This is a genomic window from Planococcus alkaliphilus, from assembly GCF_057031095.1.
On the sequence record NZ_CM168060.1, the window covers coordinates 3,151,635 to 3,167,157 of the forward strand.

Consider the following 15,523-nt stretch of genomic DNA (forward strand, 5'->3'; position numbering starts at 1 on the left):
AGTCTTCTTGGAAGACTGGGTTTTCTTTGGAAAAAACTTGTTATTTATAGGATTGTTTGATTTCATTTCGGGTAAAACGAAGTAAGAACGCTGCAGGGAGGTGACAGAATTTAGATATATTGAAGCAATCCTTATGAAATTCGCGATGGTCTTCGCCGTATTATTTGTGATACTCGGCCTTGTCTACGGAATCGAATTGATCGATATTTTCTTAATCAGCCTCGTGATAACCGTCGTTGGCTTTATCGGGGATTTGGTGATTTACCCAAGAACTTCGAACAAAATTGCAACAGGCGGCGATTTGGTTCTTGTATTCTTGCTCGTCTGGCTGCTCGGGATGGTCTGGATCGAGAATCCGGAATCTTCATTAATCATGCCAGCTATCTTTTCTGCAATCATTATTGCTATCGGCGAATGGTTCTTCCATATCTACCTAACGAAGCGTGTATGGGAACGCAAAGAAACTTCTCACACCACCACCCATGATGAACCGAGACAATCTTAATATGAAATAAAAGCTGCCGAAGAAGATACTTCGGCAGCTTTTATTTTTCAATTACTGGCGGATAAAATAACACTTTTACGGGTTTTGCATAATGGGAAATCGCTTTTTCTTGGTGCAGGTCTTTCGCCAGAAAGTTGGCCATCGTATTGACTTCAATTTCCCCTTCTACATAATGCAAATTCCAAGGTATATGGCTAATATCCACGCGCAATAGGTTTTTCTGCGGCTTTGTCCATAAACAATAGCGTTCGGTCAGCCAGTGTTCAAATGGATTCGATTGAATGGGCTTTGAAACTACACGGAATTTTAAATGTAGCGATTCCGGAAAAGAACCTTTATGTGTTCTGTTGCTGGTGAATTCCCACTGCCCTTTATGTTGATCATATTCCATATCCGCATGGCGGTAAGGCAGAAACCCGCCTGTTCCTGCAGCTTTGACAGCTAAAAAACTGTCTGCATCTAAAGAGAAGAAATAGACGCCTGTCCGCCCTTTATATTTCACATAAGTCCTGACATTCAATTCGTTATAGGATTCCACGGTCGGAATCGGCGGCGTAAACCTGCCCCGGGTCTTTTCCGCTTTGAACAAAACCAAGCTGATCCAGGATGTCCCATTAAATCCATCTATTTCCAGCTCTTCTGGTATTTTATCCCGCAAAGATTCTGCTGAAACCGGCCAGTGAAGAAAAACTACATGATGCCATTCCTGTTTCATTGCCCATGGTGCGTTAGCCATCCACTCATCTCCCATAATAAAACAAGCCTCTTTTTAAAAGAGGCTTGTGTCTTTTTGCCATTATTTCATATCTTCAGCTGGAAGTGTATCATGTGCTTCTGGAGGAGCTGGCTTTAATACTGGGCGGCCACTCAAAGGCGCGGGTTTTTCCACCGTAATCGGATGGCCATCCGGTGCCGGTTGGCTGACCCATGGCAATTGAGAAGCTGTGCTTGTTTCTGGATTTGTATAAAGAATATGCGAGAACTCTGTCGCTTCCCATTCTGGCGGTATAGTTGAAGGAACGATAGGACCTTCTTTCGCTTCTAAATCCTTAATCGCTGCTAACCATTGGTTTTGGTGCATGGTGTCGCGTGCGATAAGGAATGAGAATAGATCTTTTACACCACGATCATCAGTCATGCTGTAAAGTCTTGCAACTTGCAGGCGTCCTTGCGACTCCGCATTAACATTGGCACGGAAATCCGCCAACAAGTTACCGCTTGCTACAATATAGCCGGCATTCCATGGAACACCGTTGCTGTCTTTAGGAGATGCCCCTAAACCGTGAACGATGGCATGCTGCGGATTCATACCGCCCATAATCGCTCCAATAATTGGATCTTGTGCCGCTTTTTCCTGTTCATAAACTGGTGCACCTTCTAGTAAACGGGCTACCATCGTAGCAAGTAATTCAATATGCCCTAATTCCTGTGTACCGGTATCCATTAATAAGTCACGATATTTCTCGTTGCCTCTCGTGCTCCATCCTTGGAATAAGTATTGCATCGCTACGGACATTTCACCGAATTGCCCACCGATCAGTTCTTGGACCTTTTTAGCAAATACCGGATCTGGAGAGTCCGGTTTTGAATGGCATTGAAGTTCGCCTGTGTGAAAGAACATGTATAAAAACCTCCTGTATATTTTGGTTTAATTGGAGTTGATTTAGTTGGAGTCTAAGCGGCTTTCACCGTTTATCTGAGGAAACATCAGCTGGGTGTCCGCCATCATAATCCGAATCGTTGCCTCCGGCATTAAATGGATCATCGCTTATTTTGCCACTGCTGTTCTTTTCTGTAGAATTTCTTTCGGGTTGCCTTCTCTCGGTAATGGAGGATTTTTCTTCGTCGCTAGAGGTATATCTGTTGTTCCCGGATTCTCTTTTTTCATGTTCCACGTCTTTTAATTTCTTTTCATGGTCTCTTTGGTCCTTCTCCATCCTTTTTCCTCCTTTCTTGAATTTAAATGCACATTATGTGAATACCCCTCACTTCCTTATTAAAACCATTTAATGTATTTTGTTAACCTTTTAATCTCAAAGTCATAAACCCGCTTGAGATTTACATAAAAAAGCCGTTGGAATTGTTAAAATCTCCAAACGGCTTTTGTGCGGCTATAATTTAATTCACTTTTAATTCGACATCAACATTTCCTCTTGTCGCTTTTGAATACGGACATACTTGATGAGCGGCTTCCACGAGTTCTTCCGCTTTCTCCTGGTCCACCCCTTGAACCGATACGTTCAGGGTCACGGCAATTTTATAGCCGCCGTCAGATTCGTCTTTTAAAAAGTGGACATCCGCTTTAACCGATGTGCTCGATACGTCCGCTTTTTGCTTACGGATCACTAAATTCAAAGCGCCATCAAAGCAAGCCGAGTATCCGGCTGCAAAAAGCTGCTCAGGGTTTGTCCCTTCTCCGCCTGGCCCTCCTAATTCTTTGGGTGAAACAAGCTGCATATCGATGATGTTGTCTTCAGATACCACTCTTCCTGATCTTCCTCCGGTTGCAATTACAGATGTAGTGAATAATGCTGACATTTTCTCATCCTCTTTCCTGTTTATATTTTTCCAAATAATTAGATAACACATCAAACGTACTGGTTTTTTTGCCGGGAGTCAACGATTTTGATCTTCTGATGCATTGTCAAGAAATCCAGGAAGCCTAAGACTCTGCTGAACGTTTCAGCTTTCTGCGAAAGGGTAAATGAAGAAATAGATTAGATTCTCCGAGGAGGAAAACATAATGGCAAAAGTATTAGCAGTCCTCTCCAATGGACATGTGAACGAAGAACATAACTACGTTACAGGATGGTGGGCAGAAGAATTATTCGCTCCCGTATTGGAACTGGAAAAAGAAGGCCATATTGTCGGTCTGGCTTCACCAAAAGGCGGAAAACCTGTAGTCGACCCGCTTAGCCTCAGCAAAGAGTACGATCCCGACGGCAAATACAAAGAACTATACGAACGCGGAATTGCTGATAAAACGACTCCGATTGTCGACGTTCAAGCGAGCGATTATGATGCGATCTTCATCGTTGGCGGCCACGGTGCCATGTTTGACCTTGCACACGATGAAAATTTGCAAGCCGTCATCAACATCATCTATGATATGGGCGGCATTGTATCCGCTGTATGCCATGGGCCTGCGCCGCTTGTCTATACAAAGCTAAGAAACGGCAAAGGTATTTTAGAAGGATTGAAAGTGACCGGCTATCCAAATAAAATGGAGCCTAAAGAAGTGGACGGATTGCTTCCGTTTAGCCTCGAAGATGAGATGAGAAAAATTGCGGATTATTCAGATGGCTCGGATGAAAAAGAATATGTGGTTTGGGGAAGCGAACAAATCCTCACAGGGCGCGACCCTCAGTCTTCTCCTTTATTCGGCCGGGAACTTGCCAAGAAGTTGACCAGCCTCGAAGAAAAGGAAGAAGAGAAGTTCTTTGATTAAAAACCTTTGTTTAGGGTATTAGGTTATTAACGAGATAGACTCGAGGAGGTAATATGATGAGCGAAAAAGATCCTAAAGAAGAAAAGTACATGAAAGAAAATGAAGAAACGATGCAACGCCCTCCAGCTCAAAAAGAAGGGCTGCAAGAACCTCGAACGACTGGCTATCGTCCGATACAAATCGGAATCGTGATTTTTGTCATCATTGTGATAGCTATTATTATTTGGGGAATCAGTTCCAATATGTGGGGACTTTTCAGCAATTAATCCCTTATATAGTTGAAGAAAAAATGTGAATACGCCATAAAAAAGCTGCCGAAATGATTTCGGCAGCTTTTTTCTATTTATAGACTTTCAGTCAATTCAACTTCAAATTCCTGTATTTTCCCGTCTCTGTAGGCCTTCACTTTTAACGTATCGCCAATTTCGCTTTCGTTGTATAAATGCTGGCGAAGCTCCATGACTGAATTGACAGCTTCCCCGTCCATTTCAACAATGACGTCGTACGCTTCGATTCCCGCTTTCGCCGCACCAGAGCCATCCGCAACAGACTGAACGACGATGCCGCCCTTGACATCAGCCGGCAAATTCAGTTCACTTTCCCGGTATTGCTGTGGAATATCAGCTAAGTCCAGTATGCCAACGCCAATTGAAGGACGTTCCACTTCGCCTTTCGATTCCAAATCTTCGATGATCGGAATGGCTGAATTGATCGGAATGGCTAAGCCAATTCCTTCGACTGCGTCTTGGGCGATTTTCATCGAGTTGATCCCGATCAATTGTCCGTGGCTATTGATCAATGCACCTCCGCTGTTTCCTGGGTTGATCGCAGCATCCGTCTGGATGACTTCAGACTGCCAATCTTCTTTTCCGTCTTGGTTAATATCAATCGGGATCAGCCGCTCAGTTCCGGAAATGACGCCCGTTGTAACCGAACCTGAAAATTGAAGGCCGAGTGGATTACCGATTGCGATAACCGGCTCCCCTGCTTTCAGCACAGAAGAATCGCCGAACTCGGCCACTGTCTTAATGCTGTCTCCTGCCACTTTTAATACGGCTAAATCTGTCCAGGCATCTGTCCCTAATACTTCCGCTTCCAATTCAGTTTCATCTGCCAATGTCACTACAACCTGTTCAGCCCCTTCGACCACGTGGTTGTTTGTCACGATAAATGCAGATTCTCCGTCTTTTTTATAAATAACGCCCGAACCCACACCAGCCTCTTTAGCTTCAGCATCTGCAGCCGGCATAAAAGGGTTTAATTGCGCTTTCTGAAGATTGGAAACTCCGACTACAGCTCCGGAAGTCTGTTCCACTGTTTCCGTCACGTCAGTTGTAACGATTTGGGAAACATTCTGGACATGATCAGACGCTTCTGTAGTTGATGTGCCGTTTACAGCTGATTCGGTCGCTTGCTCATTGTCTGTAAAGCCCGGAAGCACTACCCCGACAAGGAGCGCCCCGGCAATCAACCCGCTAAAACTTGAAGCAAAATAGCCGCTGCGTTTTTTCTTCGGTTCACTTGAATTATAGTATCCCATTAATGATTCCTCCTCAGTTTAATGTATTTTCAATTTCATAGGATTCTTGTTTTTCTGCAATCCATTTTGTATATTCCGCGTTCAGCTTTTGATCGAAAAGCAGTTCTTTGATTTGGTCTTTGCTGTCTTCGAGCGTCGCTTCAGCGGCTTCTTTCTTGTCAGTCACTTGAATGATGTGAAAACCAAAATCCGTTTCTACCGGATCGCTGATGTCATCGACTTTCATCGCAAATGCCGCCTCTTCAAATTCGGCTGCCATTTCGCCGGTCCCGAAAAACCCAAGTTCTCCGCCGTTTTGGGCGGTTGCCGTATCTGTTGAATATTCTTTCGCCAATTCAGCGAAATCTCCGCCAGCCGCAAGTTTAGCCTTTACTTCATCCGCTTCTTCTTTCGATGCTGTGAGTATATGGCTTGCCTCCACTTGAGCAGGCTGTGCCAAGCTTTCCTTGTTTTCTTTAAAATAGCTTTCAATTTCTTCTTGCGTCACTTCAATATCCGGACCAAGGAGTTTTTCGATTTTTACATAGGTTTCCAATTCGTTTGTTAAATCTTCAATGGTCATTCCGCTCGACTCCACGGCTGCAGCTAATGCTTCTTCCCCGCCGTACGATTTTTCATAGACAGCCATTTCCTGATTCAATTCTTCCTGGGTTACTTTTATATTCGCTTTTTCTACTTCTTGCTCCAGAATTTCATCGGTGATCATGGCGTTCAATGCATCGGGTCCCGCCGTTTTTACCAATTCTTCATAAAGTGCGTCCTTTTCAATTGCTTTGCCGTTTACTGTGGCAACCGCTTCAGAATCTCCCTTGATGAATCCGGCAATTAAAAAAATTGCTGATGCTGCGATGACGCCGATTGCGATATATACTGCTTGTTTCATATTCAACCCTCTTTCTTTTCCTGTTAACAACACTTTACCAAGCAATTATGAACAAACTATGACCGAAGTTTTAACAGAGATGTAAAGTTGAAGAGCCCGCGAAGAAAAGGAATGCTTTTCTTCGCGGGCTCTTACAGAAAACTGGTTTATGCTTTTTTATGGGGAAGCTGAATACTGAACTTTGTCCCTTTTCCTTTTTCGCTTTCCACTTGAATATCTCCGTCATGTAAAGTGACAAGCTGCCTTACGATAGAAAGGCCCAAGCCGAATTGCCCGCTGCCTCTTGAAAGATCGGATTTATAAAAGCGCCGCCAAATCAAATCGATTTCTGCAACGTCAATGCCAACTCCGTTGTCTTCCACTTCAATCTCCATAAATTCAGGCGTCCGGATTGACCTTAAAACAATCTGTCCATTTTCGGTGAACTGGATGCTGTTCCTGACAATATTCGTCAAAATCTGGATCAACCGGTCCATATCCCCGTAAATGATTTGGCCTGGTTCCGTTTCCACCACAATTCGATCGTTCTTTTCGGCAGCTTGCAGCTCAAGCTGTTCCTGAATAATTTCCAGCAGCTCTTCCGCTTCAATCTCCTCTTTTTCCAATTCAACTTGATTGGAACGGATTTTTTCATAATCCAAGTTTTCATTGACGAGGCGCATAAGGCGTTTTGTCTCATCGCTGACAAGCCGGATTCCTTTTTCCCGCTGGTCTTCCTCAATCATATTATTGCGAAGCCCTTCTATAACCCCTGCTATTGTCGTTAAAGGCGTGCGCATTTCATGCGAAACATCTGCCATAAACTGGCGCCGCCGGTTTTCAAGCCGATCGATTTCCTCGCTGGACTGCCGGAGCTTTTGGGCCATCTGATTGAAGTCTTCCGCTAAATCACCGAATTCATCAAAATTGGATTCAGGCAAGTTTACATCGTAATGCCCTTCACTGATCATCGCTGTCGCTTTTTGCATCCGCTGAAGTCGGCTGACATGCATTTTAGACAACAATAAGCTCAAAAGCAATGCAATCGCTAAAGCGATCAGGATGGTAGTCAAAAGGGATTTATTGAGTTCTGAGATCATTTCGCTTGTGCCGCTGATCGGTGAAGCAAGAAGCACTCCCCCTACCAACTGCCCGCTATCGACATATGGCAATGCGACAAACGTGACGGTGCTTTCAAAGCGCTCAACATCCCGTTTAACCACAAGCGTTTCGCCCTGTTCAATCACATTCCACTCATCCCTTGTCAGTTCAACTGTCGGAAAAGCGCCGGAAACCGGGTAGAGAATCCGGCTTTGCTGATCAAAGACGATGAAGTCGATATTCTGCGACCGGAGAATCGGAACAAAAGATTGAATGCCCGTTCCTGGCCGCGATTGATCAAGCGCCTGGAGAATTTGCTGCCCGTAGCTTTCCAGTTCTTCAGCTTTGTCCTGATAGGCAAAGTCTTCGACATAACGGACAAATAACAGGCTTAAAATCAAAAATGCGATGAGAAGAATGCTCAGGTGGCTGGCAATTAGCTGATAAAAGTACTTAATCCGCAAATTCTTCAAATTTATAGCCAACTCCCCAAACCGTATGGAAAAGCCCTTCTCCACCCGCTATTTTTTTACGGAGCCTTTTAATGTGGACATCCACGGTCCGTTCATCTCCGTAATATTGATACCCCCATACTTGTTCAAGCAATTGCTCCCTGCTGAACACTTGCTTTGGATGCTGAAGGAAAAATACCAATAGGTCGAATTCCTTCGGCGTAAGGCTTTGGACTGCTTCGCCATCTTTCAGCACAGCTCTCGTCTCCTGATTCACTTGAAAATGCCGGGTTTTGATCACATTCACATGAACCTGTTCATTTTTCAGTGAACGCCTTGTCACCGCTTTGATGCGCGCCATTAAAGTTAATGGACTGAACGGCTTCGTCACATAGTCATCCGCCCCCATTTCAAACCCGATCACTTGATCCGATTCGCTGTCTTTCGCTGTCAGCATAATGATTGGCACCGCATCGCCCTGTTCCCGAATTTTGCGGCAAAGGGTAATGCCGTCCATTCCCGGAAGCATCCAGTCGAGGATGAGCAAGTCATAATTGTTTTCGGTATACATCCGGTATCCTTCAAACCCGTCTGAAGCAAAACTGCCTTCTATTCCTTCTTTTGAGAAAAACAAATCCAGCATCGAACTGACGCTCGGGTTATCTTCCACCACCAAAATTTTCATATCTTACCTCCGCAGCCTGTTTTTATAAAAGTAAATCACATTCAGAAAAGGCGCAAGTGAAACGGAACCTGCGCAAATGAAAAACCGCTTCAAGGAGAAGCGGTTTAAACCATCAAGCATTTTTTTCGCGTTTCTTGTATTTCTGGAACAAATCGCCGATCATGTCGTAGTCGATGGCAATATTATTTTCATAGGCATACTTCACACCGTAGCCGAGTGCAAGCGTCATAGCGGATGCCACAGTTCCACCAATAACGGAACCCGCACCCGGAATGAATTTCAGCGCTTGCCGATAAATTGTATGTCCGATTGTTTGAGTGGCAGTGATGACAATCATGTCTTTTGCCGCTTTTTTCGTCAATGGCTTATCATAGAGCTTCGATAACTTGATGATCATCCCTACTTGTAAGGAGGTCAACGGAATGACATCGGATCCTGGAATCGGAGAAGCACCAATTACGCCTGCCGAAACGCCTGATCCAATGATCCAGCGGTTCGCTGCGGCTGATTTTTCTTTCATGCTTTTGGCGAAGAGCAGGTCTTTACCCTTCTTTTCGAGCAAAAAAAGAATTTCCTTCTTCAAGGTTTCCAAGTTTTCTCCGGTCTTTGAAGAAATCGGAATGACTTTATATTTATTGTTCGTATGGTTTTTAACAAATTGGACGATTGACGGAATGTTCTCCGCCGCATCAATTTTGTTCAAAACAATTAGTATGTCTTTGTTATGCTTTTCGATGCCCATAAATTTTTCTTTCTCGCTGTCCGAGAAAACCGTGCCTGCCGCGTTTAAAAAGAACAGTACAACATCGGATTTTTGGACAAACTCAAGCGTTTTCTTCGGATTTTCATCGTTCGGATCATTAAGTCCAGGGGTATCCATGAACTTGATATTCTCCAGTCCGCGAATATTATAAGGATCGACGCTCACCGTTTCGCCTGGCATCGGATTCGTGCTCGCGATATCTTCACCGATTATTTTATTGACCGTAGAAGATTTTCCGGCGTTGACTTCTCCAATCAGCGAAATGAGCAATTCCTGATCCAATAAGTCATTCACTTTTTTCATTTCATTTTCAAACATTTGGTCCATCATGCGGTTTACTTCTTCTTCAAATTCTCTGACCACTGTCCAGTCCCCCTTTTCCCATGTTTACTCCATATTATAAACAATTCACTCTTTGCCGCCTACTCATTTACTTTTCGATATACGGGTTCAATAAACTGTCGCTGTATTTCAAGATTTCCAAGGCATTTTTCTTATGTTTTTTGGTGGCGCTGTTTTTCGCACGTTCGTCCATCGTCTTCATATCATACATTGTATCAGGAAGCCTTGCTCCGGCCGCTTTATACAATTGCTCAGACTGAATAAATGATCCGCCGGGCATATAGTAGCGCATCCCTAAAAGGTTTTTCTTATATTCGAAAAGGTTATGGCCGATCAGCGGGGTATCAGCATCAACTCCAAGCAGCGCTAAAATCGTTGGCATAATATCCACTTGGCCGCCTAAACGTGTCATTTGATGCCCTTCAAATAAATTGCCTCCAGCCATTACGAGGGGAATCGTAAAACGGTCTTTCATCGTATAAGGATGGCCGATAAATTCTTCAAGCAGCAATTCATCTTCTTCTGTTACAGGAGACCCGTGCAGCCCTGAATGGTCACCAAATACAACAATCAGCGATTCGTCATAAAGTCCGGATTTCTTTAAATCGCTGATAAAATTGCCAATCTGTTCATCAGCATAGCGAATCGATTGTAAATAATTCCCTGTATACGTATCGATATAAGCATCGGGTAAATCCAAATAGTTCATCTCTTCAGGCAATACGAACGGTGTGTGGCTCGTCAAAGTGACGATATTCGAATAGAATCGCTCATTCTTTTTTAATTGCCCGGGCAATTTTTCTAATACAAAATCAAATAGCACTTCGTCCGAAGGGCCGTATCCTACTTCTTCCGTATCGGGAATTTCTTCGCTTGAATACACTTCTTCGTATCCGAGCACCGGATAGAGAACATTCCGATTCCAGAAGCCCAGATCGTCAGCGTGGTAAGTTGCTGAGCCATACCCCTCATCTCTCAGTATTCTGGAAAGCGACACGGCCTCTTTTCCATTTAAGCTATTAACGGTCGGAACCATGCCCTCTGCGTAAAGCCCCGTATTCGCAATCCATTCGGCGTCAGATGTGGTCCCCGCTCCGATTTGCTGAAAAACATTCGAGAAATAAGCGCTTTCGGTGATCAATCCGTTTAAATTCGGCGTAATTTCCTGTCCATCCAAAGTTTGGCCGATCATGAAATTTTGCAAAGATTCCACTTGAATCATGAACAGATGCCGGCCTTCTGCTAACCCAAACGTTTCGTGAGCGTTGACTGGGACGTATTCATTCCCTTTCAGCTCTTCTAATTCTTTTGCGGTCAACTCGGTAGAAGATGCATGAGCTGTCTCATTTGCCCGTTGGTACATTTGAACGAGCTGGGATTGGATATAGCCGTTTTCTTTTGCGAAAAAAGAAACGTCGATAATGGGCTGCTTAAATGCATATGCTGTGCTGATCAGGCATATAGCTGCAATCCCGATAGTTGAATGTTTCATCAGCGCATCTCTTTTTGGCGCTTCCCACCGTTTCGCCAGCATGAAGACGATTACTAAATCCAGGAAGAATAAAAAGTCGTAAGGATTGGCTAATAAGGCAATGGTGTGCCCGACAGAAGCCGATTGAGTGGTCTGCTGCAGATCATAATAGGATGGAATCGTAGAATAATAGCGAATGTAAAGAGTCACCGCAAAAAAGATGACGGAAACAATAAAATTATAAATTCCAACAGCCAACCAAACCCGTTTTTTCACAATCAAAAGCAAAATGGCTAATGCAAATGCCCACATTGGAAATTCCACGAAAATGATGTGGACAATAGAGCGTGTGTCAAAAATCAGTACACGAAAAGCGATTACTTTCAGCAATAGCAAAGTAAATATCAAGATATAGGAAAAATTACGGGGTTTCATCATTCAAATCACCTCCTTTTACTTAACGAATGAATGCCTTAAATGTTTCATTTTAATTATTCAACTCCATATGCGCTTGATGCTGCCTGCTTTCCTATTAACTTCATAGACATCGGGGTTAGATAATTGCTGCCATTCTTTGTACCCATAGCTTTCATCCATATTTTTTAACAATAAGCCGATTAAATTTCCATGAGAAACAAGAATGGCACGATCTGGCGCATTCGCCACCACTTCCAGCCCTCTTGCCATGGCTTCGTTTCCAGATTCTCCCCCCATGAGCTTCAGATCCAAATTGCCAAATGATTCTTCCAGACGTTCCATCCAGTCGGGTAAATTCTCAGTGCTGAGCACCCTCTCTGAAAGCCGGCTGTCAATTTCAATTTGAATCCCCAGGGTGTCAGCAGTCGGTTCAATCGATTGAATGGCCCGCGTGAAAGGGCTCGAAATGATATGCGAAACCTTCTTTCCCTTAAAAAAACCGGCCAATTCTCGTGCTTGCCCTTCACCTTCTCCTGTTAACAAGGCTTCAGGCGCCTGCCCTGTTGCCTGGCAATGCCTGACTAGATAAATCACTTTCCCCATGCCCCTCACTCCTAATTCCCTTTTTTAACATCGTCTTTATCCTCATTATAGGTCTTAATGAAAAATCCGTCTGTTTGGGACCATTCAGCATATAAAATATCCTTCACAGTGGAGTAGCCAAGCTTCTGCAACTCATCGTACAGCCACTCTGGTGATTTTCCAACATACCTTAAAATCTCTTCATTCATTTTTCCCTCATCGATAAATAAAAAATTCAATGCTTCGTCTTTCACTTTCAACTCCATCATAGCAGGAGTCACTTCGCCGAACTCTGGATATTTCCTTAAACTAACGGTGCCTCCAGGTTCCAGGTATAAATCCCGCACTTCCCGCAGCGAGAAGACGCCTTGTTGGCGGAGCATGACGCGCAATTGCTCCATTTCCAAATGATTCTTATTCAATTCTTTGATATTGAATTCTCCATCGCGGATTAAAATAGAGGATTCTCCTTTTAGCAAGACGCGAATCCGATCGTACTTCTGAGATAGTTTTTCAATAGTGAAAAGCATAGCACCCCATACCGCTACCGCAAACCACACATGCAAACTTGAAACTTTGTCATCGTAGATGCTTTCTTCTAAAATACCGCCCAATACAATCGAATAGATAAAATCAAAAGGCGTCAGCTGGGACATTTCCTTTTTGCCCAGCAGCCGGGTAACCACCAATAAAGCGATCAATCCAAAAAATAACTTTGTGCCAATATCGACATAAGCCATTGCCTTGACCTCCATTCAATAGTCTCTTACCATCCCCTTTCCCCTTATTTAGTTTCCTAAGCTATTTCAAAACCAGTCTTGACTACAAAAAAACTCCGGAGCAAAAGCTCCGGAGCCTATATAGGTTGAACTAAATTAATTGTAGTGCGATGAAATCGCTCCAGGCGAACGCGAGCCCGCGGCAAGCGCAGCTGTTTTGCGTAATATCGACAGGGAAAAGTTATTAGTTCAACTTATATAGATGACAATTTTTTCATCAAGTTAGCCATTTCAATCGCGCCTGCAGCCGATTCCCAGCCCTTATTCCCAGCTTTTGTGCCAGCCCGTTCAATCGCCTGTTCAATCGAATCGGTCGTCAAGACGCCGAAGATGACCGGAATTCCTGCGTTGTCACTAACTCTAGAAACTCCTTTCGCTGCTTCACTGCAGACATAGTCAAAATGGGGCGTTGCGCCGCGAATAACCGTTCCGAGCGTGATAATCGCATCGTACTTTCCGCTTTGCGCCATTTTCTTCGCTGCAAGCGGAATTTCGAAAGCACCCGGTACCCAAGCAACCGCTACATCATCTTCATTCACTCCGTGGCGCTTTAGCGCATCTTCTGCGCCGCTCAGCAATTTGCTTGTAATGAACTCGTTAAAGCGCCCCACCACTATTCCGATCCGCAATCCTTCACCATTCAAATAACCTTCGTAATGTACAGCCATTCTATCTACTCCTTTTTAATATCAGCAATCGCTAATGTAAATTTTTTATCGCACTCAGCATATTTTTTAAATGGCCATTTCGCGTTCTTTGCGATATGCAACCAATGATTCAATCGTCAAAATTCCCAGCCCTAAGCGTTCGGCCACTTCCTGTAAATCATCGACACGCGCCATCGTACCATCTGGTTTCAAGATTTCGCATATGACGCCAGCCGGAACAGAACCGGCGAGTTTCGCTAAATCCACTGCCGCTTCAGTATGTCCGGTACGGGTAAGCACCCCGCCGCTTTTGGCAATCAACGGGAATACATGGCCGGGCCGGTTAAAGTCGCGCGCTTGCGCCGATGGATCCGCCAAACTTTTAATCGTATGGGAACGTTCAAAGGCACTGATGCCGGTTGTCGTTTCTTTATGGTCAATGCTGATCGTAAATGCAGTTCCAAACTCATCTGTGTTTTCATCCGTCATCAAGGGCATGTTTAATCGAGCCGCAATTGATTCGTCAATCGGAGCACAGATTAAGCCTCTTCCTTCGGCAGCCATTAAATTGATGATTTCAGGTGTAGCAAATTCAGCCAAGGCAATAAAGTCACCTTCATTCTCACGGTTTTCATCATCAATCACAATCACAGCTTTTCCTGCTTTCAAATCACTCACGGCTTCTTCAACTTTATAGAACAAGACTTCCACCTCCATTAGAATCCATTTTCAGCTAACCAATTACGCGTCATTTTAGGCGCAGTCTGTTGAATTCGCTCTGTATATTTCGCGAGCAAATCGCATTCGATATTTACTTGTGCACCGATTCCTTTATTGCCAAGCACTGAATCTTCTTGGGTCGTCGGAATTAAGGAGATGATAATCGACCGAGCTCCTAATCCGAAAATAGTCAAAGAAGTCCCATCAATTGCAACCGAACCTTTATTCATCATGTATTTCATCAATGCGGGCTCTATCTCAATTTCTTTTGTCCAAGCATTCGCTTCTTTTCTAACAGCTCGAATCTTGCCGACCCCATCAATATGGCCGCTGACGAAATGGCCGCCAAATCGTCCATTTGCCGGCATCGCCCGTTCTAAATTAACGGGTGAACCGCTTGCCAGCTCTTTTAGCGCCGAAGATTTGAAAGTCTCTGGAATGACATCGGCAGTAAATGACTGATGGGCAAAACTTGAAACCGTCAGGCAGACTCCGTTGACCGCTATACTGTCGCCCCGCTTCATATCTTCTAAAATCAACGAACAGGAAATCACCAGTTCCAATGATTGCGATTTGGACTGAACGGAAGAGATCTTTCCGACTTCTTCTACAATCCCGGTAAACAAATGCATCACGCTCCTCTTTTAACGCTTGGCCATACGCTGGCCTATTTTTGTGCATACCAAAAAAACACCTGTATTTCTGATATGCTGGGTTCTTTGGTGTCAGAGACACCCTTTCGATGTTGCTAAATTGGATTCTTTCCACCAAGGGGCTGTCGGGTGGCAAGGAAAGGAAAAACAAGAGAGGGTAAAATACACTTTTTAATCGGCACCGTAAAAAGCGTACACTAAATAAGCTTCATTTCTTGGCTGCGAAATGAAAATGTAAGCTATTTATAAAAAAAGTGCATAACAAAATAAGCCTTCAAATTCTTCTCCCATCCAGACTTTCACTGTCGGTGCCGGATTTTCACCAGCTCCACCGCTTTTCAACGACAGCAAACGTGCATGTCCGAAACCGGCGAATGCCGGAGCTGGGCGATGCAAAAACTCAGGCGGGGATGCCTGCAGCTTACATTTGCTTAAAGATCGGGTCACGGACTTACAGTTTCCTGCTCACCGCCGGTAAGGAATTTCACCTTGCCCCGAAGAATTTGATTCGATTATTTGTCGTTATAAGGGTAACATAATTAAAAGAGGAATCCGA

At 44.1% G+C, this 15,523-nt stretch carries 17 protein-coding genes, 1 pseudogene and 1 riboswitch; of the genes and pseudogenes, 3 read left to right on the forward strand and 15 right to left on the reverse strand.

The genetic code is table 11. The annotated features are described in order from the left end of the window. The first annotated feature begins 100 nt into the window (after nt 1-100). Nucleotides 101-505, forward strand: coding sequence for a DUF2512 family protein (locus AC2EXB_RS16400; RefSeq protein WP_483602370.1), 405 nt, complete (start codon nt 101-103; stop codon nt 503-505). Between the two features lie 40 nt (nt 506-545). On the opposite strand, the gene AC2EXB_RS16405 is transcribed toward AC2EXB_RS16400, so the two are convergent. The 4 genes from AC2EXB_RS16405 to AC2EXB_RS16420 all read right to left on the reverse strand — a co-directional run bounded on the left by AC2EXB_RS16405 (nt 546) and on the right by AC2EXB_RS16420 (nt 3,043). Beyond that, nucleotides 546-1,241: a YqjF family protein gene (locus AC2EXB_RS16405; RefSeq protein WP_483602371.1), complete on the reverse strand. Its 696-nt coding sequence runs from the start codon at nt 1,239-1,241 to the stop codon at nt 546-548. A 60-nt stretch (nt 1,242-1,301) separates the two neighbouring features. Further along, nucleotides 1,302-2,126, reverse strand: coding sequence for a manganese catalase (locus AC2EXB_RS16410; RefSeq protein ID WP_483602372.1), 825 nt, complete (start codon nt 2,124-2,126; stop codon nt 1,302-1,304). 64 nt (nt 2,127-2,190) lie between these two features. Then, complete coding sequence (locus tag AC2EXB_RS16415; protein WP_483602373.1) at nt 2,191-2,442, reverse strand: hypothetical protein; 252 nt, start codon at nt 2,440-2,442, stop codon at nt 2,191-2,193. Nucleotides 2,443-2,623: 181 nt separating this feature from the next. Continuing rightward, nucleotides 2,624-3,043 (reverse strand): organic hydroperoxide resistance protein, encoded by a 420-nt coding sequence (locus tag AC2EXB_RS16420; protein WP_483602374.1) that lies wholly within the window; start codon nt 3,041-3,043, stop codon nt 2,624-2,626. Between the two features lie 205 nt (nt 3,044-3,248). On the opposite strand from AC2EXB_RS16420, the gene AC2EXB_RS16425 reads away from it, so the two are divergent. After that, nucleotides 3,249-3,953 (forward strand): type 1 glutamine amidotransferase domain-containing protein, encoded by a 705-nt coding sequence (locus AC2EXB_RS16425; protein WP_483602375.1) that lies wholly within the window; start codon nt 3,249-3,251, stop codon nt 3,951-3,953. A gap of 56 nt (nt 3,954-4,009) precedes the next feature. After that, entirely contained in the window at nt 4,010-4,219 is a 210-nt protein-coding gene (locus tag AC2EXB_RS16430) for a hypothetical protein (RefSeq protein ID WP_235197287.1), read from the forward strand. Between the two features lie 77 nt (nt 4,220-4,296). Here AC2EXB_RS16430 and AC2EXB_RS16435 read toward each other — a convergent pair whose 3' ends face one another. The 11 genes and pseudogenes from AC2EXB_RS16435 to ribE all read right to left on the reverse strand — a co-directional run bounded on the left by AC2EXB_RS16435 (nt 4,297) and on the right by ribE (nt 14,940). Continuing rightward, nucleotides 4,297-5,493, reverse strand: a complete 1,197-nt coding sequence (locus AC2EXB_RS16435; RefSeq protein ID WP_483602376.1) for a S1C family serine protease — start codon at nt 5,491-5,493, stop codon at nt 4,297-4,299. Between the two features lie 13 nt (nt 5,494-5,506). Further along, nucleotides 5,507-6,376 (reverse strand): peptidylprolyl isomerase, encoded by an 870-nt coding sequence (locus AC2EXB_RS16440; RefSeq protein ID WP_483602377.1) that lies wholly within the window; start codon nt 6,374-6,376, stop codon nt 5,507-5,509. A gap of 146 nt (nt 6,377-6,522) precedes the next feature. Further along, nucleotides 6,523-7,929 (reverse strand): sensor histidine kinase, encoded by a 1,407-nt coding sequence (locus tag AC2EXB_RS16445; protein WP_235197290.1) that lies wholly within the window; start codon nt 7,927-7,929, stop codon nt 6,523-6,525. Further along, a complete protein-coding gene (locus tag AC2EXB_RS16450; RefSeq protein WP_483602378.1) occupies nt 7,910-8,593 on the reverse strand; it encodes a response regulator transcription factor in 684 nt (227 codons plus the stop codon). Before AC2EXB_RS16450 ends, AC2EXB_RS16445 begins: the two co-directional genes overlap by 20 nt. Nucleotides 8,594-8,705: 112 nt before the next feature. Continuing rightward, nucleotides 8,706-9,719, reverse strand: a complete 1,014-nt coding sequence (locus tag AC2EXB_RS16455) for a GTPase (protein ID WP_199876580.1) — start codon at nt 9,717-9,719, stop codon at nt 8,706-8,708. A 67-nt stretch (nt 9,720-9,786) separates the two neighbouring features. Next, nucleotides 9,787-11,607 carry an LTA synthase family protein gene (locus AC2EXB_RS16460; RefSeq protein ID WP_483602379.1) on the reverse strand — a complete coding sequence of 607 codons (1,821 nt, stop codon included), beginning with the start codon at nt 11,605-11,607 and terminating at the stop codon, nt 9,787-9,789. Between the two features lie 57 nt (nt 11,608-11,664). Then, nucleotides 11,665-12,189 (reverse strand): histidine phosphatase family protein, encoded by a 525-nt coding sequence (locus tag AC2EXB_RS16465; protein WP_483602380.1) that lies wholly within the window; start codon nt 12,187-12,189, stop codon nt 11,665-11,667. 11 nt (nt 12,190-12,200) lie between these two features. Continuing rightward, nucleotides 12,201-12,908 carry a DUF421 domain-containing protein gene (locus tag AC2EXB_RS16470; RefSeq protein ID WP_483602381.1) on the reverse strand — a complete coding sequence of 236 codons (708 nt, stop codon included), beginning with the start codon at nt 12,906-12,908 and terminating at the stop codon, nt 12,201-12,203. Between the two features lie 233 nt (nt 12,909-13,141). Further along, a complete protein-coding gene (ribH, locus tag AC2EXB_RS16475) occupies nt 13,142-13,615 on the reverse strand; it encodes a 6,7-dimethyl-8-ribityllumazine synthase (RefSeq protein ID WP_235197296.1) in 474 nt (157 codons plus the stop codon). Between the two features lie 69 nt (nt 13,616-13,684). Continuing rightward, a pseudogene (gene ribB / locus AC2EXB_RS16480) lies at nt 13,685-14,296 on the reverse strand (3,4-dihydroxy-2-butanone-4-phosphate synthase); the annotation flags it as partial. A gap of 14 nt (nt 14,297-14,310) precedes the next feature. Continuing rightward, nucleotides 14,311-14,940, reverse strand: coding sequence for a riboflavin synthase (gene ribE / locus AC2EXB_RS16485; protein ID WP_483604775.1), 630 nt, complete (start codon nt 14,938-14,940; stop codon nt 14,311-14,313). 302 nt (nt 14,941-15,242) lie between these two features. Next, nucleotides 15,243-15,473: riboswitch (FMN riboswitch) on the reverse strand. Nucleotides 15,474-15,523: the final 50 nt, after the last annotated feature.

Coding starts and splice junctions, on each gene's coding strand:
- AC2EXB_RS16425 (WP_483602375.1), top strand. CDS start 3,249: ATGGCAAAAGTATTAGCAGTCCTCTCCAATGGACATGTGAACGAAGAA.
- AC2EXB_RS16440 (WP_483602377.1), bottom strand. CDS start 6,376: ATGAAACAAGCAGTATATATCGCAATCGGCGTCATCGCAGCATCAGCA.
- AC2EXB_RS16465 (WP_483602380.1), bottom strand. CDS start 12,189: ATGGGGAAAGTGATTTATCTAGTCAGGCATTGCCAGGCAACAGGGCAG.
- AC2EXB_RS16420 (WP_483602374.1), bottom strand. CDS start 3,043: ATGTCAGCATTATTCACTACATCTGTAATTGCAACCGGAGGAAGATCA.
- AC2EXB_RS16430 (WP_235197287.1), top strand. CDS start 4,010: ATGAGCGAAAAAGATCCTAAAGAAGAAAAGTACATGAAAGAAAATGAA.
- AC2EXB_RS16415 (WP_483602373.1), bottom strand. CDS start 2,442: ATGGAGAAGGACCAAAGAGACCATGAAAAGAAATTAAAAGACGTGGAA.
- AC2EXB_RS16405 (WP_483602371.1), bottom strand. CDS start 1,241: ATGGCTAACGCACCATGGGCAATGAAACAGGAATGGCATCATGTAGTT.
- AC2EXB_RS16450 (WP_483602378.1), bottom strand. CDS start 8,593: ATGAAAATTTTGGTGGTGGAAGATAACCCGAGCGTCAGTTCGATGCTG.
- AC2EXB_RS16435 (WP_483602376.1), bottom strand. CDS start 5,493: ATGGGATACTATAATTCAAGTGAACCGAAGAAAAAACGCAGCGGCTAT.
- AC2EXB_RS16470 (WP_483602381.1), bottom strand. CDS start 12,908: ATGGCTTATGTCGATATTGGCACAAAGTTATTTTTTGGATTGATCGCT.
- AC2EXB_RS16460 (WP_483602379.1), bottom strand. CDS start 11,607: ATGATGAAACCCCGTAATTTTTCCTATATCTTGATATTTACTTTGCTA.
- ribH (WP_235197296.1), bottom strand. CDS start 13,615: ATGGCTGTACATTACGAAGGTTATTTGAATGGTGAAGGATTGCGGATC.
- AC2EXB_RS16410 (WP_483602372.1), bottom strand. CDS start 2,126: ATGTTCTTTCACACAGGCGAACTTCAATGCCATTCAAAACCGGACTCT.